Annotated in this window: 21 protein-coding genes; 8 read left to right on the forward strand and 13 right to left on the reverse strand. The window is 57.8% G+C overall.

Features of this window, described 5'->3' with window-relative positions; all coding sequences use genetic code 11:
• Positions 1-101 precede the first annotated feature (101 nt).
• Together mfd and FXO11_RS12135 are read left to right on the forward strand one after the other, a co-directional pair.
• Entirely contained in the window at positions 102-3,611 is a 3,510-nt protein-coding gene (gene mfd, locus FXO11_RS12130) for a transcription-repair coupling factor (protein WP_148863214.1), read from the forward strand.
• On the forward strand, positions 3,608-4,447 hold the full coding sequence (locus FXO11_RS12135) for a CsiV family protein (RefSeq protein ID WP_148863215.1): 840 nt from the start codon (positions 3,608-3,610) through the stop codon (positions 4,445-4,447). The genes mfd and FXO11_RS12135 overlap by 4 nt, the downstream gene beginning before the upstream one ends.
• A gap of 22 nt (positions 4,448-4,469) precedes the next feature.
• Here FXO11_RS12135 and FXO11_RS12140 read toward each other — a convergent pair whose 3' ends face one another.
• The 6 genes from FXO11_RS12140 to FXO11_RS12165 all read right to left on the reverse strand — a co-directional run bounded on the left by FXO11_RS12140 (position 4,470) and on the right by FXO11_RS12165 (position 10,680).
• A complete protein-coding gene (locus FXO11_RS12140) occupies positions 4,470-5,252 on the reverse strand; it encodes an S-methyl-5'-thioinosine phosphorylase (RefSeq protein WP_148863216.1) in 783 nt (260 codons plus the stop codon).
• On the reverse strand, positions 5,252-6,502 hold the full coding sequence (locus FXO11_RS12145) for a mechanosensitive ion channel family protein (RefSeq protein WP_148863217.1): 1,251 nt from the start codon (positions 6,500-6,502) through the stop codon (positions 5,252-5,254). The genes FXO11_RS12140 and FXO11_RS12145 overlap by 1 nt, the downstream gene beginning before the upstream one ends.
• 69 nt (positions 6,503-6,571) lie before the next feature.
• A complete protein-coding gene (locus FXO11_RS12150) occupies positions 6,572-7,000 on the reverse strand; it encodes a L,D-transpeptidase (protein WP_148864901.1) in 429 nt (142 codons plus the stop codon).
• Between the two features lie 222 nt (positions 7,001-7,222).
• Positions 7,223-7,882: a TetR/AcrR family transcriptional regulator gene (locus FXO11_RS12155; RefSeq protein ID WP_148863218.1), complete on the reverse strand. Its 660-nt coding sequence runs from the start codon at positions 7,880-7,882 to the stop codon at positions 7,223-7,225.
• A gap of 255 nt (positions 7,883-8,137) precedes the next feature.
• Positions 8,138-9,349, reverse strand: coding sequence for an ammonium transporter (locus FXO11_RS12160; RefSeq protein ID WP_148863219.1), 1,212 nt, complete (start codon positions 9,347-9,349; stop codon positions 8,138-8,140).
• A gap of 389 nt (positions 9,350-9,738) precedes the next feature.
• Positions 9,739-10,680 carry a hypothetical protein gene (locus FXO11_RS12165; protein ID WP_202980223.1) on the reverse strand — a complete coding sequence of 314 codons (942 nt, stop codon included), beginning with the start codon at positions 10,678-10,680 and terminating at the stop codon, positions 9,739-9,741.
• A 248-nt stretch (positions 10,681-10,928) separates the two neighbouring features.
• Between FXO11_RS12165 and FXO11_RS12170 the strand changes: the two genes are divergently transcribed.
• Positions 10,929-11,546, forward strand: a complete 618-nt coding sequence (locus FXO11_RS12170) for a riboflavin synthase subunit alpha (protein WP_148863220.1) — start codon at positions 10,929-10,931, stop codon at positions 11,544-11,546.
• Here FXO11_RS12170 and FXO11_RS12175 read toward each other — a convergent pair.
• On the reverse strand, positions 11,540-12,727 hold the full coding sequence (locus FXO11_RS12175) for a class I SAM-dependent methyltransferase (RefSeq protein ID WP_227545888.1): 1,188 nt from the start codon (positions 12,725-12,727) through the stop codon (positions 11,540-11,542). The two genes, FXO11_RS12170 and FXO11_RS12175, sit on opposite strands and share 7 nt — an antisense overlap.
• Positions 12,728-12,896: 169 nt before the next feature.
• Positions 12,897-14,678: a diguanylate cyclase gene (locus tag FXO11_RS12180; RefSeq protein ID WP_227545889.1), complete on the reverse strand. Its 1,782-nt coding sequence runs from the start codon at positions 14,676-14,678 to the stop codon at positions 12,897-12,899.
• Between the two features lie 434 nt (positions 14,679-15,112).
• On the opposite strand from FXO11_RS12180, the gene FXO11_RS12185 reads away from it, so the two are divergent.
• Positions 15,113-15,634 carry an acyl-CoA thioesterase gene (locus tag FXO11_RS12185; RefSeq protein WP_148863222.1) on the forward strand — a complete coding sequence of 174 codons (522 nt, stop codon included), beginning with the start codon at positions 15,113-15,115 and terminating at the stop codon, positions 15,632-15,634.
• A 9-nt stretch (positions 15,635-15,643) separates the two neighbouring features.
• On the opposite strand, the gene FXO11_RS12190 is transcribed toward FXO11_RS12185, so the two are convergent.
• A complete protein-coding gene (locus FXO11_RS12190) occupies positions 15,644-16,492 on the reverse strand; it encodes a UDP-2,3-diacylglucosamine diphosphatase (RefSeq protein WP_148863223.1) in 849 nt (282 codons plus the stop codon).
• Between the two features lie 231 nt (positions 16,493-16,723).
• Between FXO11_RS12190 and FXO11_RS12195 the strand changes: the two genes are divergently transcribed.
• On the forward strand, positions 16,724-16,990 hold the full coding sequence (locus FXO11_RS12195) for an acetyltransferase (protein ID WP_148863224.1): 267 nt from the start codon (positions 16,724-16,726) through the stop codon (positions 16,988-16,990).
• A gap of 88 nt (positions 16,991-17,078) precedes the next feature.
• Here FXO11_RS12195 and FXO11_RS12200 read toward each other — a convergent pair whose 3' ends face one another.
• From FXO11_RS12200 to FXO11_RS12215, 4 genes are all read right to left on the reverse strand, one after another.
• Positions 17,079-17,693: a flavin reductase family protein gene (locus tag FXO11_RS12200; protein ID WP_148863225.1), complete on the reverse strand. Its 615-nt coding sequence runs from the start codon at positions 17,691-17,693 to the stop codon at positions 17,079-17,081.
• A 52-nt stretch (positions 17,694-17,745) separates the two neighbouring features.
• Complete coding sequence (locus FXO11_RS12205; protein WP_148863226.1) at positions 17,746-18,771, reverse strand: methyltransferase; 1,026 nt, start codon at positions 18,769-18,771, stop codon at positions 17,746-17,748.
• A gap of 179 nt (positions 18,772-18,950) precedes the next feature.
• A complete protein-coding gene (locus FXO11_RS12210) occupies positions 18,951-19,826 on the reverse strand; it encodes a cell envelope integrity protein TolA (protein WP_148863227.1) in 876 nt (291 codons plus the stop codon).
• 643 nt (positions 19,827-20,469) lie between these two features.
• Positions 20,470-21,615 carry a tRNA-queuosine alpha-mannosyltransferase domain-containing protein gene (locus tag FXO11_RS12215; RefSeq protein WP_148863228.1) on the reverse strand — a complete coding sequence of 382 codons (1,146 nt, stop codon included), beginning with the start codon at positions 21,613-21,615 and terminating at the stop codon, positions 20,470-20,472.
• Positions 21,616-21,742: 127 nt separating this feature from the next.
• On the opposite strand from FXO11_RS12215, the gene FXO11_RS12220 reads away from it, so the two are divergent.
• The 3 genes from FXO11_RS12220 (at position 21,743) to FXO11_RS12230 (ending at position 25,816) form a co-directional block, all read left to right on the forward strand.
• Positions 21,743-23,203, forward strand: coding sequence for a protein adenylyltransferase SelO (locus tag FXO11_RS12220; protein WP_148863229.1), 1,461 nt, complete (start codon positions 21,743-21,745; stop codon positions 23,201-23,203).
• A 52-nt stretch (positions 23,204-23,255) separates the two neighbouring features.
• A complete protein-coding gene (locus FXO11_RS12225; protein WP_148863230.1) occupies positions 23,256-23,627 on the forward strand; it encodes a SpoIIAA family protein in 372 nt (123 codons plus the stop codon).
• 152 nt (positions 23,628-23,779) lie between these two features.
• Positions 23,780-25,816, forward strand: a complete 2,037-nt coding sequence (locus tag FXO11_RS12230; RefSeq protein WP_148863231.1) for a phospholipase effector Tle1 domain-containing protein — start codon at positions 23,780-23,782, stop codon at positions 25,814-25,816.

The raw sequence follows: 25,816 nt of genomic DNA on the forward strand, positions 1-25,816 counted from the left end.
GTTTAATAGGTCCATCTTGATCCAGGGTCACGAACACCCCTTTTCCAACTGGAAGGCACAGCCTCCGCAAAAGACCATTCATCCAGGAAAGCCGCCACGCCATGAAGCAAGTCGCCGCACCTCAGGCACTGATTGCACCGAAGCTGCCGACCCGTCCCTCGGACCATGAGATTTGGAGTGGCCTGCACGGCAGCAGTCAGGCTTTGGCTATCTGCGAGGGCGCCCGCAGCCACGGCGGGCTGACCCTGGTAATTACCGCTTCGACCGACGAAGCCATACGACTGGAACAGTCGTTGCGCTTCTTTCTGGGATTGCCTGTCGACGAAGATCAGAGCGGTGTTAGCGAAGATGGGATGGAGCTGCTATCCCTACCCGATTGGGAAACGCTCCCTTACGATATGTTCTCGCCGCACCAGGACATTATTTCACGGCGTATCCGCACCCTACACCGCCTACCACAGGCCCGAAGCGGACTTTTAGTCGTGCCGGCACGAACGCTAATGCACCGCCTGGCTCCGGCCGCCTACTTGCAGGGCAACACACTGTTATTGGAGGTTGGGCAAACGCTGGAGATCGATAGCTGGCGCCTGCAACTGGAGGCCGCCGGGTACCGCCACACCGAAAATGTCTACGAACATGGCGAGTACGCCGTACGCGGTGCGATCCTGGATATATTCCCGATGGGCGCCACGCAGCCTTACCGGATCGACCTGTTTGACGACGAAATCCAAACCCTACGCACGTTCGATCCGGAAACCCAGCGCTCCATCGACCGTATCGAGCGTATTGAGCTGTTGCCGGCTAATGAGTTTCCCTGGCACAAGGAGGCGCGTTCCAGCTTCCGCAACCGCTGGTTCGAGCACTTCCCGCATGCCGACAAGGATGCGCCAATCTATAAGGATGTCAGCCAGGGCATTACGCCGCCGGGCATCGAGTATTACTTGCCGCTGTTCTTCGAGCGGACGGCCACGCTTTTCGACTATCTACCGGACACCACCCAGGTCTTCACCTCCGCCGGACTGGAACAGGCCATCGATCATGCACGGGAAGAAGCGGAGAACCGCTACGAAGACCGTCGCTACGACCGCATGCGACCCATCCTGGAGCCCGGGCAACTGTTTATGGCCAAGGATGAATGCTTCCGCCATATCAAACAGTTTCCACGCGTGACGTTTCAGGCGGAGACAGCCGATGCCGGTGCCCGGGAGCGTCATTGCGCTACCCACACTCTGCCCCGCGTCGCTATGGATGGCAAAGCGCAGGACCCGGCCCATCGGTTGCGGGATTATCTCAGCCACTTCGAAGGCCGTGTGCTGCTTTGCGTGGAATCCGCCGGCCGGCGCGAAGCGCTTGTGGACAATCTGACCGAGTACAAGCTCCCTCCCGCTCCAACCAACGACTGGTCGTCGTTTATTCAAAGTAACGCCGATCTCGCCATTACGGTGGCGCCGCTGGAGGCCGGCTACCAGCTCATCGACAAGCAACTCGCACTCATTACCGAAACAGAGCTCTTCGGCGAACGCGTGCTGCAGCAGCGGCGCCGCGAAAAACCGACCGAGCTCAATGACTCCGGTTACCGCGATCTGTCTGAACTGCGTATCGGCGCGCCCGTTGTTCACATCGATCATGGCGTGGGACGTTATCAGGGTCTCCAAACGATCGCGGTCGATAAAGACAACCCCGAAGAGTTTCTAACCCTCGAGTACGCCAACAACGCCAAGCTTTATGTGCCTGTTTCCAGTCTGCACTTAATCTCGCGCTACGCCGGCACGGACAACGATCTGGCGCCGTTACACAAGCTGGGCACCGATCGCTGGAACCAGGCTAAACAGAAAGCCCTGGAGAAAATCCGTGACACCGCCGCCGAGCTGCTCGACGTCTATGCCCGCCGGGAAGCCCGGAAAGGCTTTGTGTTCGACGATCCGGCAGAGAACTACCGGGCCTTCGCCGCCGGGTTCCTCTTCGAAGAGACGCCAGACCAGCAGGCAGCCATCGACGCGGTCATGGACGACATGACCAGCGAGCAGCCAATGGACCGACTGGTCTGCGGTGACGTGGGTTTCGGCAAGACCGAAGTGGCCATGCGAGCCGCTTTTATTGCGACTTATTCCGGCAAGCAGGTGGCGGTATTGGTTCCAACCACTCTGCTCGCTCAGCAGCATTACGAGTCGTTCCGCGATCGCTTCGCCGATACGCCCGTCAACATCGAACTGCTAAGCCGCTTCCGCACCGGCAAGCAGGCCAGTGAAACCCTGCAGCACATCGAAGCCGGCAAGGCGGATATCGTGATCGGCACCCACAAGCTGATTCAGGGCGACGTTAAGTTCAAGAATCTCGGCTTGGTGATTATCGACGAAGAGCACCGGTTCGGCGTGCAGCAGAAAGAACGGCTCAAAGCGCTGCGGGCTGAAGTGGACTTGCTGACCCTGACCGCGACGCCCATCCCCCGCACGCTCAATATGGCCATGGGCCACTTGCGAGACCTGTCGATCATCGCCACGCCGCCAGCCCGCCGCCTGTCGGTGAAGACATTTGTGCGCCAGCGCGAGGACGCGCTGGTGAAAGAAGCCGTATTGCGGGAAATCTTGCGCGGCGGTCAGGTCTACTTTCTGCACAACGAAGTCAGCACCATCGAGAAAGCGGCCGCCGACCTGCGTGAAATGATTCCCGAAGCCCGGGTCGGCGTTGCCCATGGGCAAATGCGCGAGCGTGAGCTTGAGCAGATCATGACCGACTTCTACCACAAGCGTTTCAACGTACTGGTGTGTACCACCATTATCGAGACAGGGATCGATGTGCCCAGCGCCAACACCATCATCATCGAGCGCGCAGACAAATTCGGTCTAGCTCAACTACACCAGCTGCGCGGACGGGTTGGCCGGTCCCACCACCAAGCCTATGCGTATCTTCTCACGCCTCCGCCCAAAAGCCTCAGTACCGACGCAGAGAAGCGCCTGGAGGCGATATCCATGGCCCAGGATTTGGGCGCGGGTTTCATGCTGGCGACTCAGGACCTGGAAATCCGCGGAGCCGGCGAATTGCTGGGCGAGGAGCAAAGCGGCCAGATCGAAAGCATCGGCTTCACGCTATACATGGAGCTGCTCGACGAGGCCGTTAAAGCGATTCGCGAGGGCCGCACGCCCAATGCCGAACTGCCGCTCAGCCACGGCACGGAGATCAACCTGCGCATACCGGCGTTGATCACCGAAGAATACTTGCCGGACGTCCACAATCGCCTCATGCTCTACAAGCGCATCGCCAGCACCAAAACTCAGGACGAGCTGAAAGAGCTGCAAGTGGAGATGATCGACCGCTTCGGTTTGCTGCCGGACCAGACCAAAAACCTGATGCGTCAGACTCAGCTGCGTATTCGTGCCGAGGCCCTGGGCATTGCCAAAATCGACGCTGGCACCGAGTGGGGCCGGCTGGAGTTCGGCAATAACACGCCAATCGATCCGTTAATTCTTGTCCAGAAAGTACAGAGCGCACCGCAATCTTATAAACTTGAAGGCGCAAACACCTTCCGCTTCAGGCTGAAGGAGACGTCGACCGATGGTAAACTTGCCGGCGTCGCGGACATGCTCGGGGAACTCGAAAAGACGCCCGCATGAACCAAACGCTGCCACGGCCGGCCCGGCTGGCCCAGAAACGGGAGTATGGAGTTTTGCAGGATTTCCAGAACCGGTGGCTGAGCCCACTGGCATTCGCTTTTGCCCTGCTGTCACTGTCCGGGACAGCCTTCGCCCAGGACAACCTCTACCGAGCCGAACTGGTGCTGTTCGAACGCCTCGATGCGGCAGCCTCTATCGGCGAGCAGATGCAGACACGGCGACCAGACGCCAATCCAGAGGTCCAGCAACAGCTCTGGGTAGCAGGTCCCGGCGGCCGGGTGTCCTCGGACCTATCCTTGATCCCCCGCCATGAGCTTACCCTGACTGCTGCAGCCGCTCGCTTGGAAAACAGCGGACGTTACCGCGTTCTGATGGCTAGCGGTTGGGTCCAGTCCTTCCCGCCGGATTATCAGGGGGAACCGATGCGGGTGTCGCTAGGCAACATGCTGGACGAGGCTGGCGAACGGGAAGTCCAGGGCTACATCGACATTGACCGGCTGCGCTATTTGCACGTCACGGCTCACCTCGATCACTGGCAGCCGGTGCAGACGACCGCCGAACCGGGCAGTGCCGGCAGCGCTCCCACGTCGGCCGAGGCGACCCCGGACAGCTCGCAGGCGTCAGCGAAAAACAACCTCGATAGTTCATCCCAGTCGGAGGGCGGCGAATTTGCGGCCGGCAATCTTGAAACCACGCCGCGTGCCGACAAGGAACTACTGACCTGGCTGCACGAGACTCGCCGGATGCGCAGCGAAGAAATCCACTACCTGGACTCGCCCAGCCTCGGGCTCCTGGTCTACTTCAAGCCTATTAAAGACCAAGGCGGCGCCCAATAGCGGGGCCGCCCAGAAATCCCATTCAGGGCCGCCCCACCGGCGCATAACCTTGCTGAATGAACCGGGCCAGGATGGCCCGGACACCGGCCATTCCGGTATCGATAGCGTCCTGGATCTCGTCCATTGTTATGATGTGATCGGACTTGCCGGCCGCCCAGTTCACAACCAACGCCAGACAGGCGTAATCCAAACCGAGTTCCGCGGCCAGCGCGGCTTCCGGCATACCCGTCATCCCTATCAGGTCGCAGCCATCCCGCTCCATCCTCCGCACCTCGGCAGAGGTTTCCAGGCGCGGTCCCTGCGTAGCCGCATAGACCCCGAAATCCACGCAGTGGACATTCTCGTCCAGGGCAGCGGCCTTCAGCCCTAAGCGCAGCGCTTCGGTATAGGGAAAGGTAAAGTCAATGTGGGTGACATGCTCGATGTCGCCCTCGAAATAGGTATGGCCGCGGCCCCAGGTGTAGTCCACAACCTGATCCGGAATGACAATTTGCGCAGGGCCCATGGCAGCGTGAATACCGCCTACCGCATTAACGCCAATAATGGTCTTCACCCCGGCGTCACGCAACGCCCAGAGATTCGCCCGGTAGTTGACCTGATGAGGCGGAAAACGATGCGGGCTGCCATGGCGGGCCAGAAAAATCACGGGCACACCGCTCAGCATGCCGGTAACCAGTGGCGCCGAAGGCTCTCCCCATGGCGTCGACACACTCTTCTCGCCGGTGATCTGCAGGCCCTCAAGCTCGGTTAACCCGGTCCCGCCAATGATGCCGACGGCCGGCGCACTATCTGCTGTTTGAATCATCAGTCGGCGTCTCCCTGGGTCGTATGGTCAGCCTTGGGGTTGTTCTCGTAATTCTCGATGGCGTCTTCGTCCCGGTAGGATGGACGATCCTCCCCTTTCGAGCGTCGCTCATCCTCGTCACGGCTTGCATCTTTCTCCTGCCGCATAGCGTCCAGGCGTATCGTATCGGCCACATGCAACGTCCGAGTCGGGAAGGCTACTTCCGCACCATAGCTGTTGATGATTTCGCTGATCTGCAACAGCACATCCTGCTTGATGGCGTGATACTTCACCCACTCCACGGTCTTGGTGAAGGTATAGATCATGATGTCCAAAGACGAGTCGTTGAACTTGAGGAAGTTGACGATCAACGTTTGCTCACTGTCGATTTCCTCATGGGTCTCCAGCATGGTCCTGATGTCATGCACGATGGAGCTCATTTCGCTCACGTCCAGATAACGGATACCGATGGTTTCGTCAATCCGCCGGTTGGTCATACGCGACGGGTTTTCCACCGAGATCTGGGTAAAGACAGCATTGGGCACATAGAGTGGCCGCTTATCGAAGGTACGTATCGTCGTCAGCCGCCAGCCTATATGCTCCACCGTACCTTCGATCTCCTGATCCGGGGAACGGATCCAGTCGCCGACCTTAAAAGGCCGATCCATGTAAACCATCAGGCCACCGAAGAAATTGGCCAGCAAATCCTTCGCAGCAAAGCCAATCGCAATACCACCAACACCGCCGAACGCCAACACGCCGGAAATACTGTATCCCAGCGACTGCATGATAATCAGGGCAGCCGTGATGAAGACCACAGCGCGGGCAAGCTTACTCACCGCCATGACGGTGGTATAGTCCATCGGCTTACGCATTTTGACCGGCGAGGCCAGGATCTTTTCACCCTGTTTGATAAACCCCCACAGGAACCAGACCAGGAGCCAGATCAGCCCCAACTTGAGCACGGTCTGGTTAGCCTTGAAGATCTCTGCTTCGGAATAACGGTGCGCCAGAGCGGCCGCCCAATACACGCCCTGCAGCCAAACAAAGCCGATGGCCGGTTTGCGCAGGGCATGCAGCAACGCGTCGTCCCAGAGATTGTTGGTCGTGCTGAATTTGGCTTCCAGGCGAGCAATGATTCGGCTGATCACGAAGGCAATGATGGCTGTGATCAGAACCAGCGCAAACACCACGATGGCCACGCGCCATTCCTGCGACAACAAGCTGTAATTCTCTATCCAGCGACTCAGCCTCTCAGGCGCTTCTTCCACACCGTTTCTCCTGGTTATTGATAAATGCGTGCGTTAACGCGGTAGGAATCGATAGCCCGCTAGCTGCCGTTATTCGATAAAAACGGGCGTGCCGGCAGGTACGCAATCGAAAAGAGCCAGAAGGTCATCATTGCGCATCCGAATACAGCCGTGGGAGGCCGGCACACCCATGGGCTCGGTGTCTGGCGTGCCGTGGATATAGATATAGCGGCGCATTGAATCGACCTGCCCGCCCCGATTGGCCCCCGTTTCCTTGCCGCTGAGCCAAAGAATGCGTGTCAGAATCCAATCTCGCGACGGATGCTCGTGGGCCAATTCGCTCGAGTAGATTTCGCCGGTGGGTCGCCGGCCGATGAACACGGTCCCCCGTGGCTGCCCGGCGCCAATACAGGCGCGGACATAGTGGCGCCCGCGCGGCGTGCAGCCGGAACCGTTTGCCTCCCCCGGCCCATTGCTCGCAGTAGAGACCGAGTAACGGCGCACACTGCCATCGCTCATCGGGGCTATCAGGGTTTGCCGGGGTATACTGATCCTCAGTTCTTCAGCGAGCAGCAAGAGACACCTCTTCCGACTGGGGCGGCTTTGAGCCACCGCGCATGATAGTTTCGCGCATAATAGGTTACAGGCGCAGAGATTACCGAGCCGAGGCCAGCCAGGCAATATGGGAAGGGCGAATGAGCAACCGCTAAGTCAAAGACTTAGGGAATACGGAAAGATATATCAGGCGGTCTGCGGAAATACTACGCCATCCCCGGCCTGCAAACCGGCCGCCAGAAAGGGAACCAAACGCGCTGCGATTTCCTGCACGGTGGTATCGATCCCCAGCTTGTTCTCGAGAATTTCCCGTAACGCGTCACTGCTGGACATGGTAAACGCTGTTGCACCGAGCATGAACTGGATACGCCAGTAGCGATCTACCGCCGAGAGTTGTGGCGTAGCCTCCTTAAGTAACCGCATGAAGCGCCCAAAGGGCTCGCTGTACTCCTGCTCCAGGAACTTGCGCAGGTGACCCTGTGATTGGGTATAAGCCAGCCCGAGCAAACGCATGAAGATGGAAATACCGTTTTCGTTCCGGTGTGGCATACGCACCGCGCTTTCGGTTAAGGCCCAAAGCGTCTGGTGCAATGTCGGAGGGCGTTCATCGCACTTGCGCTCCAGCTCGTCGAAGGCTTTTTCCAACGTTGCCGAGAACGGGGTAAGAAAACGTCCGAATACGGCCTGAATAAGCGCGTTCTTTGAGCCAAAATGGTAATTGACGGCAGCGAGATTCACATTAGCCTTACTGGTAATCATGCGCAGTGAAGTCTCGGAAAATCCGCGCTCCGCGAAAAGCTCTTCTGCAGCATCAAGGATGCGATCAACGGTATCAGACTGCGCCATAGTGTTCCGCCAGAGGTCGAAAGCCCAAACATTTGTTTAAAACATACGTTTGACATTACCTTGTGTCAAGCCGCACCTTTTTGGCACTTCAACTCCGCCCCTATTTGTCGCAAAAGACAGTTGCCGCAAAAGATAGTTGTCGCAAAGACTGTTGTCGCAAAAGACAGAAAGATTGCAAAAACAGAAAGGCCGCAAAAATAAAAAAGCGCAGATGCCGACACACCCGCGCTTTAAGTTTTTTTAGACCGAGAGCGATTACTTATCCATAGATGTCGCCGCTATTCGGTGGATACTCAGGTCTGCGCCTTCGAACTCCTCTTCCTCGGAAAGGCGCAACGAACTCACCAAACTAACGACGCCATACACAATGGCACCGCCGACGAATGCGATCACCAAACCCGTAACAGAACCCACAACCTGTGCACCGAGGCTGACACCGCCGAGGCCACCCAGGCTGGACTGACCGAAGAGACCCGCCGCGACGCCACCCCAAACCCCACAGATACCGTGCAGCGGCCAGACGCCGAGCACGTCATCGAGACGGGCCATACGATTCTGGGCCCACTCGAACAAATAGACGAACAGCGCGCCGGCGATACCACCGGTGATCAGCGCCCCGATCGGGTGCATCAAATCGGAGCCGGCACACACCGCCACCAGACCGGCCAGCGGGCCGTTGTGAATAAAGCCCGGATCAGTGCGGCCAACCAGCATGGATACAACGATACCGCCAACCATAGCCATCAGGCTGTTGACAGCCACCAAACCACTGATGCCATCCAGTGTCTGGGCAGACATGACATTAAAACCGAACCAGCCCACGGTCAGAATCCATGCCCCTAACGCCAGGAAAGGTATATTGGAGGGCGCAAACGCCACGACCCGGCCGTTACGATAGCGCCCCTTTCTCGCGCCCAAGATCAGCACAGCGGCCAAAGCAATCCAGCCGCCAACACCATGAACGACAACTGAGCCGGCAAAATCATGGAACGGTGCGCCGAACGTAGCCTCGAGCCACGACTGGAAGCCATAGTTGCCATTCCAGATCATCCCCTCGAAAAATGGATATACCAGAGCGACAATGATCGCCGAGGCCACAAGCATCGGGTAGAAACGCGCCCGCTCGGCGATACCGCCGGACACAATTGCCGGAATAGCCGCTGCGAACGTGAGCAGGAAGAAAAATTTAACGAGTTCATAGCCACTGGCTTCGGTCAGTACCGCTGCACTGGCAAAGAAATCAGTTTGATAGGCGACGGTGTAACCCACAAAAAAGTAGGCCAACGTCGAAACCCCGAAATCGGTCATGATTTTCACCAGGGCATTCACCTGGTTCTTGTGACGAACCGTGCCGACTTCCAGGAAGGCAAAGCCGGCATGCATCGCCAGTACCATGACAGCACCCAGCAGCAGAAAAAGTGTATTGGCACTTTGCAGCAGCGTCTCCACTGCACTTGTCGTTTCCACGGATTAATACTCCCGTTTATCTGATGAACTCACGAGACGCAGCACACTGCGACATCGATGCATTATCTGGGAGCAGGCTCATACAAAAAGTGTTCCATAATAGAACACGCAACCGGGGGACAGTTGTTTAGAGGTGATAAAAACGAAATCACTCAGAACTTCTATCGATTGAACCGAAATTATTCGCACTGTATTCGTGCATAATTAAGAACGCCCTCCTTTAAGCGCACCATCCTGGATCGCAAAGGCACTTAAATACGCACCAAATAAAAACAACTTGAAAAAAGGCGGGCAACGCAACGACCCTGCACACGGGGCACTGAGCCTAGACGGTGCAAAGACCGCACGGCGACCGGCGCCTTTCAATCGTGTGGGGTTATGGGGGCGTGTTACGAGGAGGAGTCTACCTGCTGTTTGCTTTGAGCGAGTTCAGTGTCGGATGACCCCTCTTCTTCCTGCGGTTGTTGATCGTCGTCCTGTGGCCCCCAGCCGTTATCGATCGCCGTTTGGTGGCCCTCAAAATATACTCGCTGAAGCCGTTCATATGCTTTCTCTGCTTCCAGCATAAAAATCAGATAGAGGCGTATATGGTCTCGCCTGCGTAGCTCGCGCGCCAAAATACGCTTTTCGGAAAGATTGACCAACGCACTGAAACGTGTCGATTTCAGGGCCGGATTGAATTCGGCCATCATCGCGCACTGCCAGGCCAAACCCTCGGAACCCTCAAGATGCTGGATATGGCTTCGAGCTTCGCGCACTCGGCGCTGGCGCCGAACCAAAAGGTCGAGGTGACTTGACTGAGCGCTGTAGAGCTTGCGGATAAAAGGAATCCCGGCCAGCACAATAAGTACAAACGCGCCAAATGCCGTACCGGCCATCCATGCGGGCACCAAGCCCGGCACCCCAGCCAGGAAGAGGATTGCGGCCAATGAGGCCGAAAACAGCCAAAGATCCCGCCGCCGGCGAGCGGACGCCATAGAGAAGTTGTCCGGCCAGTCCGGCATCGCCAGGGTGTTGAAGTCGAGCAGCAGTACGCGCTCGCATTGCCGCAACAAACGGCGGTAGCCTGATTGCTGCATCATCAGGGTCTCGCGGTTCGGTTGGGGCTCATCCAACGCCTCACTTGCCGTTGCCTCGGATGCGTCCTCTACCCTAGCCAAAACAGCGGCGTCTTCGGTGACTTCGGAGGGCAGCGATGCGTGCTCGGTCAGCTCACCTTCGATTTCGGGATCGTTGATTTCAGGACCGACGGGCGCAGGCGGAGCGGGGTCGGCTGGCCGCCCCGGCTGTAAGACCGGCGAAGGACGCGCTTTCGCTTCGGTTGTTGCCATTTTTCTGTTCTCTGCCACGCCTCACCCCGTTGAGACTTACTGATTGATTAGGGAGCCTCTGAATAGAACGAAACCCGTCAGAAGGTATCCAAGATCTGTTCAGGAACGCCCTAGTAAAGGTATCGGCCACTTCAGCCATGACTTGAATCCAATTGCACCCGCGGCAGCCCCTTCATTCCCGCCGGCTGCTTGGCAGAACTGTTTCGGCTCGCTATCCTACGGCTCCGCCAACCGACGCTGGAGTCATCATGTTTACCGGTATTATTCAAGGTCAGGCCCACGTTACCGCGGTGGATCAGCGTCCGGGGCTCTCCACCATCGTGCTGGAATTCCCCGCAGACCGCGTCCAAGGCGTCGAGATTGGCGCGTCCATCTCGATCAATGGCACGTGCCTGACCGTAACTCGCCAACAGGGCAACCAGCTTTATTTCGATGCCATGCAGGAAACGCTGCGACTAACTACCCTGGGCGACCTGAAAACGAACGATTCGGTTAATTTCGAGCGGGCGGCTCGGGTCGGGGATGAGATCGGCGGTCATCTGCTGTCGGGGCACGTCCATACCACAGCGACGGTGGAGCGCATCGAACCCTCGGAGAATAATCTGACGCTGGTTTTCCGTGTGCCCCAGGCATGGATGAAATACATCTTCGCCAAAGGCTACATTGCCATCGAAGGCGCGAGCCTAACTATCGGAACCGTGACCGAAGATACCTTCAACGTTCACCTTATTCCCGAAACCTTGCGCGTGACCACCTTCACGCAACTGGCGGAAGGCGACCGAGTCAATATCGAAATCGACAGTCAGACCCAAACCATCGTCGATACCTTGGCCCGCATGGGCTTCGACAATCCACCCCGTCAGTGACGGCAGGCAAACACGACGAATTTGGGCGACGCACCGAGCTGTCTGACCTGCGAGAAACTGTTGCGCAATTTTACGTGATAAGCCAGATGGCGGTTGCCCACCACCAATAATTGCCCCTGCTTTGATAGAGCCTTGGCCGACTGCCGGAACATGCGCAGCGCAATGTGATCGCCAACGGTGCCGCCCTCGTGAAACGGCGGATTGCAAAGGATCAGATCGTAGCGCTCGCCCTCTGGCACCGCGTCGGTGTGATGAAACCGGGCTCTCTCGCTCACACCGGCCTGTCGGCTGTTTTCCCTCGCGCTGGCCACCGCCTGGCTGGATACATCGGCGAAGTCGACTTCAACATCCGTTCGCTCAGTCAGGGCCTGCAGGCCCAGCACGCCGTTGCCACAACCCAGATCCAGAATTCTTGCGCCTGCCGCCATCGATCGAACGGCTGTGACCACGTGGGGCAGGAATTCCCGGCTGCCGATATCAAGCTGATCCCGGGCAAAGACAGCCGGCAAGGCGCGCAGGTTCTGCGTGCCGCCGGGACTCTGTGAGCCACTAGGCAGTGCGAAACCACTCCAGAGGCCGTCCCAGCCCGCCAAAACCGCGCTCCCCCGGCACGCGAGAATAACCCTCGCCTTCCGATGCGCACGCTGGGGCTCGTTCGAGGCCATCACGTTTTCGAAAAGCTGGGCACACCGGGCCGGGACATGCTTGATCATGCCTCCGGCCACCAGCACGCCGTCCGGCGCTAGATTCACGTTCGCCCAACGCAACAGATAGTCGAGGTAGTCCACCTGCCGGGGAATCTTGAGTACTACGAGGTCGAAGGGTCCCTCCGGCGGCGCCAGCCAGTCGGCAATCGGGGGCGCTTCCAGCCCATTGAGGCGGGCATTGATCGCCACAGATTGACGCAACAACGCACTATCGGCAACGCTGACCGGATCGAACCGTTCCAGAGCCAGCGTGAGCGCGCCAAAGCTATCCTCCAGAATGGCGACTCGGGGCTTATCGTCCCTCCCAGCAGCCAGGCGGGCCATCGCCTGCTCGATCAATTGCGGATCGGCGGCATCCCACGCGCGAAGATCCCGCTGACCCTTGCCCGGTCGCTCCAGCCGCACTCGACCGGAGTCCCAACGCATTTCGTTTTCTGAGGACACCTTTTTCAACGACGCTTTTTCTGAAGACACTGCGGGTTCCTAGGCTGATTACTCTAAAAATTGCCGATATCGTTAATTCATATATCTGGCGCGAATAAACGCCGTAGCACTGATCTCGCAAGAGATGGCTAAGTACGAAATAGATTCGAACGATTTCAGGTTGTGGGCACCTTCTGTTGGAAGCTGACCTCTTCGCCCCTCACCCCAGGGGCTTTTTTTTGCCCGACGTTTCGCCCTTCGATGCCCCTGGCATATAACCCTCCGGGCTCGGGCCGCAGGCCGAGGCTTGTTCGATACGATTGCGCCCGCCTTCTTTGGCGCTGTACAGCGCCCGGTCAGCATGGGCCAGAAGCAAGTCCAGACTGGGAATTTCACAGTCGCCGATTCGCGCGATACCGAGGCTGATGGTCATCCGCACCTCGCCGCCGGGAATCTCCAGCGGCATCGTCTCCACCATGGTCCGTAAGCGTTCGGCGATATCCCAGGCGTTCTCCCCACTCTCATCCTCAAGTAGCAGCGCAAATTCCTCGCCACCAATGCGAGCCAGTAAATCCACATCGCGAATAGCTTGCTTGGCCAGGCCTACCAGATGCTTCAAGGCAGCGTCGCCCACGCCGTGACCGTACGTGTCGTTAATCCGCTTGAAGTGATCGACATCGAACAGGATCATAGCCGCCTTGGTCTCGCGGCGCGCCACGCGCTTGAGCAGTTGCTCGCCTTCTTCGAAGAAGTGCCGCCGGTTGCTGATGCTCGTCAAGCCATCGGTGTTCGCCAGATTTTTCAACTGTTGAATCATTTGCTCCCGCTCGGAACGCAAGACTTCACGGGTTGCCATTTCCTCCCGCAGCGCCCTGTTGACCGACTCCAGATCTTCCGTGCGGGCCGCCACACGCTGTTCGAGGGTCATGTTCAGTTTGCGCAGCTCCTTTTCCTTACTTTTCAGGCCCCGGACCAGGCGATTCAGTGCCCGCGACAACACGCTCACCTCTTCAAAGTCGTCGCGCAGCTTGATATCTGAATTCTTTGCGCCGACCTCGATAGCTTCGGCTTCCTGCGTCATTTTCAGTAACGGCCGGGATACGCGGCGTGCCGTCAGCCAGGCCAGGAAACAAAACAGTGAAGCCGCCACAAGGCCGGCGGCAACAATACCGTTCCGCATGTGCTGAGCGGGCTCAAAGGCACTGGCGGCAGGCATCCGCACTAACACCGCCCAGCCCAGACCTTCGAAATTCAGGCTATCCCGGGTCTGGCTATAGCCGATGAGATAGCGGACACCATCGTCCCAGGTCTCCACGTCGTAGCCTGTCTGTCCAGCAAGCGCTTCCCGCACTGACCCGGTGTCCAAAGTGGTGTCGCTGAGTTCAGGGGAGCCCAAAAGGACCGCCGAATCCCGGCTAATCACCAGCAGACTGGTATCAAGGCGGTTCTCCATGAGCGCCAGCATGGCGCTCTCCAGCTTTCGTGCCCACGCCCAATTAAGGTGGGCGCCCAGCACAGCAAGCATTTCACCGCTTTCGGTGTCGCGGACCGGAACGGCGATGTCGATCAGTCGCAGAGGAGCACTGTCCTCCGTACTAAGAATCTCATCAAGCAACAGCGCCTTATGGACATCACCGAGGAACGGCCTATCCCTGGTTTCAAAAAACCAGGGTCGATGCGCAACGTTCTCGCCTTTCAGAACATTGTCGGTGCTGAATAGCACTTCACCGTCCATCGCCACCAAGCCGATCCAGGCGTAATCTTCGTAGGTGAGTTGCAGTTCTTCGAGCATGACTTGCACGCGCTCAAAACGACTCGCTTCGACATCGTCAGCGAGAACGCTGGATGCTAACGCTAAATCCCGGTAGCGCTCTTCCAAGTTAAGCTCAATTTGGTCCCGGACCTGCTGGGAAACTTCCTGCAGATTAACCCCGACCCGGTCACGCAGCTCACGCACAGCGATATCCTGGGTATAGGCGACAATCAGCAGAGTAAGCGCCACGGTCAGCAAACCGAACGCTAGCGTGAGACGCGTTTTGAGGTTGTTTTTTATGGCTCGAACCTGAACACTCTCGGAGAATCGAATCGTCCTGACGACCTCACACGCAATGGGCCCCGTCCTATCCATGGCTACCGGGAATTATGCTCGACAGCCTGTTCCAGCGTCAGGCAAATAAGCGCCACTATATTCAGCAAACAGGGTTCGGCAATCAGGCATCATCCAGCATATTCAACGTTGCTTTGATGACCGCGCTGCTTCTACGACCGTGTTAATTCAACGACTGCGCTGGTTCAATGGCTGTCTTGATTCAATGGCTGTTTTGATTCAAGACAACGTTGTTTTAAAGGCAACATCGTTTAAGGAGCCCTCTGAATAGCTCCTTAATTACCATTTAGTTTAGCGCCTATTTGGCGAGGATTCCTCAAGGCCTTTTCATGAATGACAAATTGCACAAATACGTTTCAGCGTCCGCCATCGACAGCCACGTCTACAAGGTATTTCCCAACGACCTGAATGCGCATCAAACAGCGTTCGGCGGCATGATCATGGCGAATTGCGACCGGCTTTGCCTGGTGGCGGGGGAGCGCCATTCCGGGCGCGTCTGCGTGACCGCCGCGGTGGATTCGTTCGCCTTCCGCGCACCGGCCAAAGGCAATGACACGCTGGTCTTCAAGGTTTCGGTCAACCGGACCTGGCATTCATCGATGGAAATCGGCGTAAGGGTGATTGCCGAGAACAGCTATACCCGGGAAGAACGGCACATCGTATCCGCCTATTTTACCTTCGTCGCGCTGGACGAGTCCGGCAAGCCCATCCCTGTGCCGGAAATCATTCCGGAGACCGACGAGCAGAAACGCCGCTACCAGGAGGCCGACATGCGCCGCGAGGCCCGGCTCAAGATGCGCAAAGACCTCAAGCGTTCACGCTCTCGCGGCGACAACGGCGGCGCCGGATAGCGCCCGGTCCTACTGACGGGACATCCGCGCCGCTGCACTGCCTGGAATGGCATCGCCCAGACTACCGGGAGTCCATTCTGGCGCCCGCGCCGGCAGATGCCCTGGCTCACGCTCAACGATGTGAGAGCGCTCGGACCAATGCAAGATTTCCAGTGCGCCGTCGAAGCCTTCCACCAGGGCGGTGCAATGCTCGACCCAATCCCCGTCATTGCAATACAGGCCGCCCGCGCTCTGGCGAAAACCGGCAGAGTGGATATGGCCGCAGATATAGCCATCGTACTGACCCCGCTCCGCTGCGGTGAGAGCCGCCATCTCAAAGCGCTGGATAAACGCCGCCGCCTTGCCGATACGCGGTTTGACCCAGGCCGCTAAAGACCAGTACGGCTTGTTGCGCATTCGACGCCAAACGTTGTACCAACGGTTGAGCTTGAGCAGGAAGCCGTGAGCCCGATCGCCCACCAGCAACAGAAACGGACTGCATCGCACCACTTGGTCGAACTGGTCGCCGTGGCAGACGACGAAGCGACGTCCATCGGCTGTGGTGTGCACCGCCTTTTGCTGGAGATCGATGCCAGCCAATGTCTGGCCACAGAAATTACGCAGGAATTCGTCATGGTTGCCCGGCACGTAAATCACCTTCGTACCGTCTGAGGCCAGTCGCACCAGACGTCGCACAACCGCCTGATGAGACGCCGGGAAGTGAACCCGGCGCTGCATGGCGATCAGGTCGATAATGTCGCCCACCAGATAGAGAGTTTCGCATCGCACGTTGTCGAGAAAATCCAGAAGATAGTCCGCCTGGCAATCCGGCGATCCCAGGTGAACGTCCGAGATGAAAACACTCCGGTATTGGTGCATCGGGCCTCCCGCTGTCTGCCATCGCAAGCAATCTGTCATCGCCAGCGTCGCGTCGGGCAATGACATCTCTGTGACGGTTCAGGGACATTTCCGTGAAAGCCGGGGGCGATCGAACACGCGGGCGTGCCACCTAAGAGGATGTACAACGCAGTGGCACAACGATTATGCTGAATTCGGCTAATCGTAACTACTTGCTCAGCTCGATAAGCAGCTCGTAATAAGGAGGTACAGATGCTTCTGAAACACGCGCGAACCGGCCATTTGGTCGAAGTGTCCGACATGACCACCCTGACCAATCCGTTCCGGGACAAGGTCGATGGACAGTTCCTTTGGGGCGAGGAAACCCAAGACCCCGAACCCTTTACCAAGCAGGATTTAGTCTTTCCGTCAGACGAACAATTGCCCCAATGCTGGTGGGACACCCACTTCCAGGAGGAAGGGCTCGTCCCGCACAGCCCGACGGCTAGCGAACGCACGCCGGGCTACTACGGTGCATAGGGTCTCCGGACAAGTTCCGAAGGGGTAACTTGGCGCCCACCCTTTACAGCAATTTAAGCTCACCGTTACGCCCCATCAGGACGGGCAATCAGGACGGGCGCGGAATGGTAATGACCTCACCGAAGGTGACGTATTCGTTCGCGCCCAACCTCCCGATCGCATCAATTGCGGTGGCGTCGATACGTAAACGTTCTTTTTCATCCCGGGTTGCCGCAGCGTCATCCACATAGAGCTGCTGCACCTGCCCGAAGATCACCGACTGGCGATTGGGTCCCAGTTCCTGCAGTTGAAACAGTTCACAGGCCATGGCTATCCGGCAATCCGCCAGCCGCGGCAACTCGAACCCATCGAACGGCACGGTCGCCAGACCGTTCTCGGCCAATTCAGACGCCCCGTGCGGCAGACTGCGAGAGGTCTCGGTCATCACCTTTGCCAGCTCGTTATGGGCAATGTGGATCACAAACTTCTTGCGCTCCTCGATATTGACCCGCGTGTCCTTGAAGTTGCCATCCGGCTTGCGCCCGACGGACAGCATAATCAGCGGCGGATCGGCGGTGACCGCGGTAAAGAACGAGAACGGCGCCAGGTTGTAGTCCCCCTCGGGATTCTCCGACAGCACCCAGGCCACCGGACGCGGGATGAGCGACTGGGTCATGCAATGGTAGACGCGATCACTGGGCATGCTGGTGAAGTCGATGATCATTCGGACTCTCCAAAAGACTCGTGGATAGTTAGTGGTCGAAAATGGTCGAACGCTAACGGCGATAGGCACGATACACGCTGAAGCGTTTGTCCTGGCTGAGAATTTCGCAAGGGCCAATGTAGCGTTGGATGAGTTCCGCATAGGGCAGAAACGTATTGGCGACGATACGCAGCTCACCGCCGGTCACCAGGTGCCTGGCGGCGTCCCGCAGAAAAGCTTCGGTCATGGATGTGTCAGTGCGTACGCCCGTGTGGAACGGGGGATTACTCACTAACATATCGTACTGCCCCTCGACGGCCGCAAGACCGTCGGACGGCCAAACATGGCCGCTGACACCGGCTTTATCCAGCGTGGCACGGGCACAATGCACCGCCTGGAACTGAACATCGACGGCGTCGAGCCGGATACCCGGCGACTTGCGCGCCAGCCACGCACCGACAACACCGGCGCCACAGGCAAAATCCAACACTTTACGATGGGGCACGCCTTCGTCGAACGTGGCCAGCAACCGTGCAGTACCTTCGTCCAATCTCCCGTCGCTGAAAATACCGGGCAACCCCGCGACCGACAGCTCTACGCCGCCCGCCTCAACCGGATGCCAACTGAGCCAGGCCTCCAAGTCAAAGCCGGTCATGCCGGCAGGCACGTCAACCTGCCAAACTTGGCAATGGCGGGCGCTGTCGATCTTGTACGCATCCGGCATGACCGTTTCCATTACCTTTGCGCCACTGGCAATGCCCTCTTTCTTCTCGCCGATGAGCAGTAATCGGCCGCCCGCCTTGGCCATATGGCCGGCCAGCGCCAGACGCAATTCTAACTCCAGCCGCGACTTGGGCATGAACACGACGACCGTATCCAGCTCGTCGGCCGCCAGCGCTATCTCATCCGCGTAGCCGAAGACCGGCTTCCACTTAGAAAGCCCCGACCAATGGCGATAGATGCCAAAATTTTCGGTCATCACAAGACCGCCTTCCCCCGGTAGTTCAGGCAGGATAACGGCGTCCGTAAGGCCGATCAGCCCTACCCGCCCGGCAACGGCATCACGATTACGAAGGAGGACATCATGGGTATTGAGCATGCGAAACGATCTGTCTGTTAGGGAACCTCCGGTGTAAGTCCATCGGAGATGCCTGAGGTTAAAGGAGCAACTTCCTGGACAGACCGGCAGCCTGCGAAGTCACGTTTCGATTTTTGCATCGCCCTGAATAACCAGAGGCGATTCAAGCGGTATTATGACACCAGCCCACGCACCACGCTCTATTCCCCGGTGTAGCGGAACGTCAGGTTACGATAATACCTGGCGGCGACGATCGGCGAGTCTGGCACAGAAAACCGGGGGACGGAACGAATGGCTTCCAGAGCGCTGGCGTCCAGCAGCACGTTACCGCTGGATTCGATAATACGTGCGGACAAAAGATAACCGGACGGATCCAGCTCGAACGCGATCTCCCCTTCCTGATAGGAACGGGCGTTGAGCGGTTTGCGGAAACGCCTATCCACCTGGGACTGCATGCGTGCCAAAAACTGATTCACCATTTGGATCCGCCGTTTTTCCAGCTCGCTTGCAGGCGATCCCGCATTCGCCCCGGCCAGTTCCCGATCCGACAAGTCTTTCATACCTTGCGGCTTTTCCGGCTCCGTTTTTCGCTCGGCTACCGTCTCCGTGGCGGATTCGCTGGTCACTTCGGGCTTGGCCGCCGGCTCGACTTTTGCGGATGGCTGCCCTTCGGCCAGCTCGGTTTTATGCTTATCTTCGGCGGCAACCTTGGGCTGGGCTTCAGGCTCTACGCCGGCCTGCACCTGAGCCTCGACCGGCGACTCGAAATCAGTACCGCGCAGGTCCGTTTCATCGGCGTTGTGGCGTGGTAAGTGCGTTTGTTGCTGAGGCTCGGGCTGGGTTTTTTCGGGCGCCTGCGCCACCGGTTGAGGCTCTGGTTTCGGCTGGACGATCTCGATACGTATCGCATCGCCAGCATCTTGTCCGGCGCTATCCGGCGACCAGAATTGACGTGGCAACACAATAAACACCAGCACATGAGCAAGTGCGCTAAGCGCGAGGATGAGGCCAAAGCGGCTCTTGGAAGGGCTAGGAGGTTCCGGATGCAGGACCGGCGAGTCAGTTACCGTCATCATCACCAGAGAAGGCTATGATATAACCGTGAAGCCTGTGTTTACGGATATATCCGACTCGTATCGGTATCTAAAAAATACCGCAAGGCAGCGACCACAAGCGTCGATTAATTATCTTTCCATAGCGTCCGATGAAAGTCGAACGGCTTAACCGGTAAAAAAGACGCGAAAAGGCCTACTACGTACCGTACTCGACGACAGACTACACGGCCTAGTGCTATAGCAATCTACTTATAACGCGCGACGATACTAACCTGCAGAGCATCCTGTGGAGACATGTTCCAATCATCCCCGGCTGGTTGGGCAGGCTGTGCGGACGGCGCCGTGGAGGACCGGCTTTGAAGGGGTGTGTTTTTCTTCTGGGCTTTCAGGTTAGCGGTTCTAAACCGGCCCACCATCTGCTGGATCTTACCTTTCATAGGGCATACCTCGTTTACCCACCGCAAACGTTCCCCTACCGGACGCCCGCCCCTACAAGGCTTAGGCGTTTCCGATGACCTCCTTTATTCATTTGCGAATGAGCCGTTCTCACGAATCATTTCACGTTATTTTACATTTATTTCATATTCACAATAGGCTTCATTTAGAGACACATCGCCAGGCTACACCGGACTCTTCGACGCCTTCGACGTTAGGCTCAAGGCCATCAGCAAACGCGACCTGAGGCCATCGTCTCTCGTAGCAGTTCGCGATAGCGCGGTTGAAGATGGGAAAGGCGCCAGGGCTCGACGCTGGCCACCGACGTTTGCGACTGCAGGAGCCTGACGAGTACATTGGCCGCAGCCGCCGCTTCCTGCTCCGGCCGATCCGCCAAACTGGGATAGCGCTGCTCGTCCGGCACGTACTCGGGATAGGCCAGACGGTTCGGAGCCAAGGCCAGACATCCGGACGCCATCGCTTCCAGCACCGACAACCCCTGAAAATCATGCAGCGCGGTGGACATCACGATATCTGCGCTTTGCAGGAGCTGATCGTAAGCCGCCTGATCGGCCATAAACCCCCAATGCTCGATGCAGTTGCCGAACATCCGCCGGATCGATTCGAAGGCCTCCGGCTGCCGACGAAACTGTTCCCCCACGACACTCAAGCGGAATGCCTGTCCGTGATCTTTCAGCGCCAGTAAAATCGACAGCAGCCGATCCGGCGCCTTGTCGTATTCCCAGCGATGATTCCAAAGAAGGTGTGGGCGGGACCGATTCACGAGTTGCGACCGGCTGGGGCCTTGATGGCGTTCCACAAAATGAGCATCGGCAATCGGTACGGGTAAGACGCAGGACTTTTCGTAAACACGCCGGGACACGCCCTGGGGCACGGCATCAGGCAAGCGCTCCAGCAGCCGGTCGATGCCTTCGAGGAAGCTGCGCCGGTTCCACTCGCTGTTGAATACGACCCGGTCAGCGGACAACGCACTGTACAAGTTGACCATCTGAGGGTCGACACTCGCGTGCTGCTCGCCGGAATCGGGATAAGCGAACTGGTTCTCGTGCATGTACAGCAGGACCGGCACGCGGCCGACAGCCGGATGCATCGCCCTTAAACCGGCAACATCCACCATCGAAGTCGCCACGATCAGGTCCCAGGGCTCACGAAGCTCCGGCGCATCCAGCCAGCTAAGCGCGTTGCCGCGAATGCGCCAGCGGAAATAACGCGGTGGTAGCGCAATCACCTGCCAGTCAAAATCGGGCTGGCTGGCCACGAGCTGCTCCCGCCAGCGCTTGTGGCTACCCGCATCGTAGCCGGACAGAAGGAGAATTCTCGGGCTGCGAGGCCCGGCATTACGCGTTTTGCTCATGGGCGTGATTCTAAGGGACCTCTGATTAATCTATCGGTGAAACAGGAGAGCTAGAGCATACAAATGCCCTTGATATAGCGGGTCTGCGGCACCAGAACACGTATTAAGGTACTTCCAAACCAATGACATGGTGACAGCCCTGAGTAAATTCCGGATCGAAAACCGTTACGTCAAGCTGCCTAAACATTTCTACAGCCACGTCCAGCCAACACCGCTGAAAGAGCCGAGAATGGTGTGCTTCAATGACGAACTGGCAGAAGAGATGGGCATCGACCCCAGTGAGAAGGATCACTGGACTCGGGTCGGCGCTGGTCAAGAGCTCCTCGAAGGCATGGAGCCCATCGCCATGAAGTATACCGGGCACCAATTCGGCATGTACAACCCGGACCTGGGTGACGGCCGAGGGCTGCTCATGTGGGAAAGTTACGGCCCCGACGGGCGCCACTGGGACTGGCATCTCAAGGGCGCCGGCATGACGCCCTACTCCCGCTTTGGCGATGGGCGCGCGGTTCTACGCTCAACCCTGCGGGAATATCTGTGCAGCGAAGCCATGCATTACCTGGGCATCCCCACCACCCGCGCACTGTTCATGGTGAGCGCCAAGGATCCGGTGATGCGCGAATCGATCGAAACCGCCGCCGCCTTGATGCGTGTGGCCCAAACCCATATTCGTTTCGGGCATTTCGAGTACGCCGCCTATCACAAAGGACCCGAAGCGGTTCGAACGCTGCTCGATCACACAATTGAGATGCACTTTCCGGAATTACTGGAATTACCCCAGGCCGAACGCTACCTGCGCTGGCTAGAGGAGGTCGTCAGCCGAACGGCGCGCATGGTAGCCCAATGGCAGGCAGTGGGTTTCTGCCACGGTGTGATGAACTCGGACAACATGTCGATCGCCGGCGATACCTTCGATTACGGGCCTTACGCCTTTCTCGATGACTTCGACGCAGGCTACATCTGCAACCACACCGACCAGGGCGGGCGCTACGCCTACAACCAGCAACCGCAGATCGGGTTTATCAATTGCCAATTCCTGGCGCAGACGCTCACCAACGTTATGGATGAGGACGATTTACGGCGTGGTTTGCGGCGCTACGAAACTGTTTACAACAGCCGTTTCCAACAGCTGATGAAGCAAAAACTCGGGCTCGAGCAGGAAAGCGAACAAGATATGAGTCTGATCATGGACCTGTTCGGCATGCTCCATGAGCACCACATCGACTACACCCTGTTTTTCCGCGGCCTGTCGACACGTCACGCGCGGGGTAACGCGCCGGTGCGGGACCTGTTCGTCGACCGCAGCGTCGCCGATAGCTGGCTGGCGCGCTACGACGAGCGCCTGGCATCGGAAACCCGCTCCCCGGAAGAACGCGACACCGCCATGCGTGCCGTCAATCCGAAGTACATCCTGCGCAACTATCTCGCTCAGGAGGCTATTCAAGATGCTCAGCAAGGCATCTATACGACAGTTCACAAGTTACTGGACATACTCAAGCGGCCGTACGACGAACAACCGGAGAATGAGCGCTATGCAGCGCTGCCGCCCGATTGGGGTAAGCATATGGAGATAAGCTGCTCGTCATAGCGGTTCCGATATCCAGCGCCAATTCCATAACTCAACGACAGGAAGGTTCGCCATGGCGACGGAATACGTGGAGTACCCGGACGACAAAACCGTCGAAATCCAGGTCGAAGGTAAAGTGTCTGCCGAGGATTTCGAGAACATTGCCGGACGGATGGAAGCGTTCATCCGCCAGCATGGCAAGGTCAAGATTATCGAAGTGGTGCAGGATTTCGACGGCTTCGATATGTCAATCCTGAAGGATGCCTTCAAGTTCGACCGGGAGCATATGCAGGACTTCACCCACTGCGCCGTGGTGACCGATTCCGGTTGGATCGGCCCGTTTGCACGGTTTATGTCGAGGTTTCTGGATATGGAGCTGAGAGTATTCCGGCTAGGAGAGATTGAGCAAGCGCGTGAGTGGCTGACCGGAGCGAAATCGATGTAGCGGAAGCGGGGCGCTAAGCCCCGTTGCTCGGTACTGCGTTTTTGATTAAAGTCTGGCGCTGGGCGGTGATCCCCGCCCGATTAAGGAGAGCGCCCGCTTTTATCAGCACCTTTGCGGGCCTCATAGCTTTAGGCCGCAAAGGAACGCAGCCCGTGAAAGTAAAATCCTATACGGAGCTTGCCCTCCGTGACCTGCCCTATATTGAGAACCCCTTTTTTGCCGCCTCGTATGCAAGCAGGCTGCTTGACGACCGTTTTGCCAACGTTCCCCGGGACCCCCTGGGCCGCACCATAAGCTGCGAGGGACTTAAACGTGCACTCAAGAACGGCCACTTGTTTTTGGTCTTCAGTAGTGTGGAAGGCAAGCCCTTTTCGCCGGTTGTCGCCTGGAAAGCGGATAGCGCTCACCCCAAAGGTGGCCTCTGGCATCTCGAATGCGACGGCGTCGGGTCGGGGCTTGCCCACGACGTTGAGTCTCTTAATAAATGGGAAGTCACCCCGCAAACCGTCGTTCATTCGGGGCCAGGTGGTATCGGCCATCTGAGGGCCTCCGGGTTTGATGGCGCCATGATCGAGCGCCGCACCGATGAGCGCTACCGGGCACAACAGGAAACGGACCGGAAATTATCCCTACCCCTTGGCGCGTCGGCCTCGATTGCGCCTCTCGCCTCGGCGGCCACTCCGCCGCCTGCAACGTATGAGAAACCACCGGAAAAGAAAAACAAGCAAAGAAAGCCGGTGCATCTGGAAGTGGGCATCTTCACCGACGGCACCCTCAATAACGCAGGCAATATTGACGTTTTCCGGCAGCGGGTTGAGAACGAGTGCCTGGCGCCTCACCAGAACGGCGATATTGGCGCGGCAGAGTGTGAACGACGGCTGGCTTTGTTGTTGGGGAACAGTTATGCCAACGGGACCAGTAATGTGGCGAAATTGCGAGATCTGTACCCTGAGACTGACGAGGAAACAGAAGCGGCAATCACGTTCCGTCGTCGTGTGTATGCGCCTGGTCCTGGTTCAAAAACGGGGGCACCGGACTCCCTGGAGGGCTCCATGACAGGCCTTGGCAAGACAGGGGTTATTGCTCAAGTAAATAATGCATTTGCTGGCTTGGCGCTAGTTGCGAGTAACTTGCTTAAGGATGATGTCATTGACGTCCTGACCATCGACCTGTTCGGTTTCAGTCGGGGAGCCGCAGCCGCCCGCCATGCCGCGAATGAGATTGCCAGCGGTTCCGGGGGCGGATTGGGGCATGCATTCGCCGCCATGGACATGCAATGGCCAAAGACAGTTGCTATCCGCTTTCTCGGCTTGTTCGATACCGTCGCTGGCATTGTCAATATCCCGGATGGTGACTTTATTCCGAGCAACGACCTTAACGCACCCGTGAAGCTTGATTTGGACCCGGGCTCTGTCTCTACTGCCGTACAGTTCACGGCCATTGACGAATGTCGCGAGAATTTTGCTCTAAACAGCCTCTGCAATCCAGATGGCACGCTTCCCGACAACTTCCGGGAAATCGCATTGCCCGGCGCGCACTCCGATATTGGCGGCGGCTATCACGAAAGCCAGACCGAACAGCTTCTGCTTTCCCCCACGCTCTCCATTGAAGGCAGCGCCACGGCTTGGCCGGAACAAACCCCGCAATGGGACAACCTCGCTACCCTAGAGGCGTTGACGGAAGCCGAGGGCTGGATCGGATCCCATTGCCTGCCGTTGGCAACGGGCGAGCCAGCCGCCCTCCGGATTTACAAAACGGTGCGTGAGCATCCTGTGCCGGACGGCCAAGTGGACCTAGACCTGAAGCTGCACCGGCAGGTGCGCGGCGAGCTTTCGCAGGTCTATCTTCACTGCATGTATCATTTGGCCAAAAGGGCGGGCATCCCGCTCGACAAGATGGACCCGACTGATAGCGCCACTACGATTCCAAAAGAACTCGACTTGGCATACCGGATACTATGGGAGCATATCTCGCAGGGAAATGATCAGCCTAAACTACCACCGGCACAAAACGATCTTCTGAAGCAGCGGTATGTGCATCATTCGGATCATTACAACCTGCTTGAGTTTCTGATTGGAGATACCATCGCACGCTCCGAACTTCCGTTCTCGAACGCCAGATTCCTCTCGCCATTCCGTCCAACATCTGATCGTAAGCGCATCGTCTATGCAAATCAGCCGGAGACGTGA

The sequence above is a fragment of the Marinobacter fonticola genome, from assembly GCF_008122265.1.
Taxonomy (GTDB): Bacteria; Pseudomonadota; Gammaproteobacteria; order Pseudomonadales; family Oleiphilaceae; genus Marinobacter_A; species Marinobacter_A fonticola.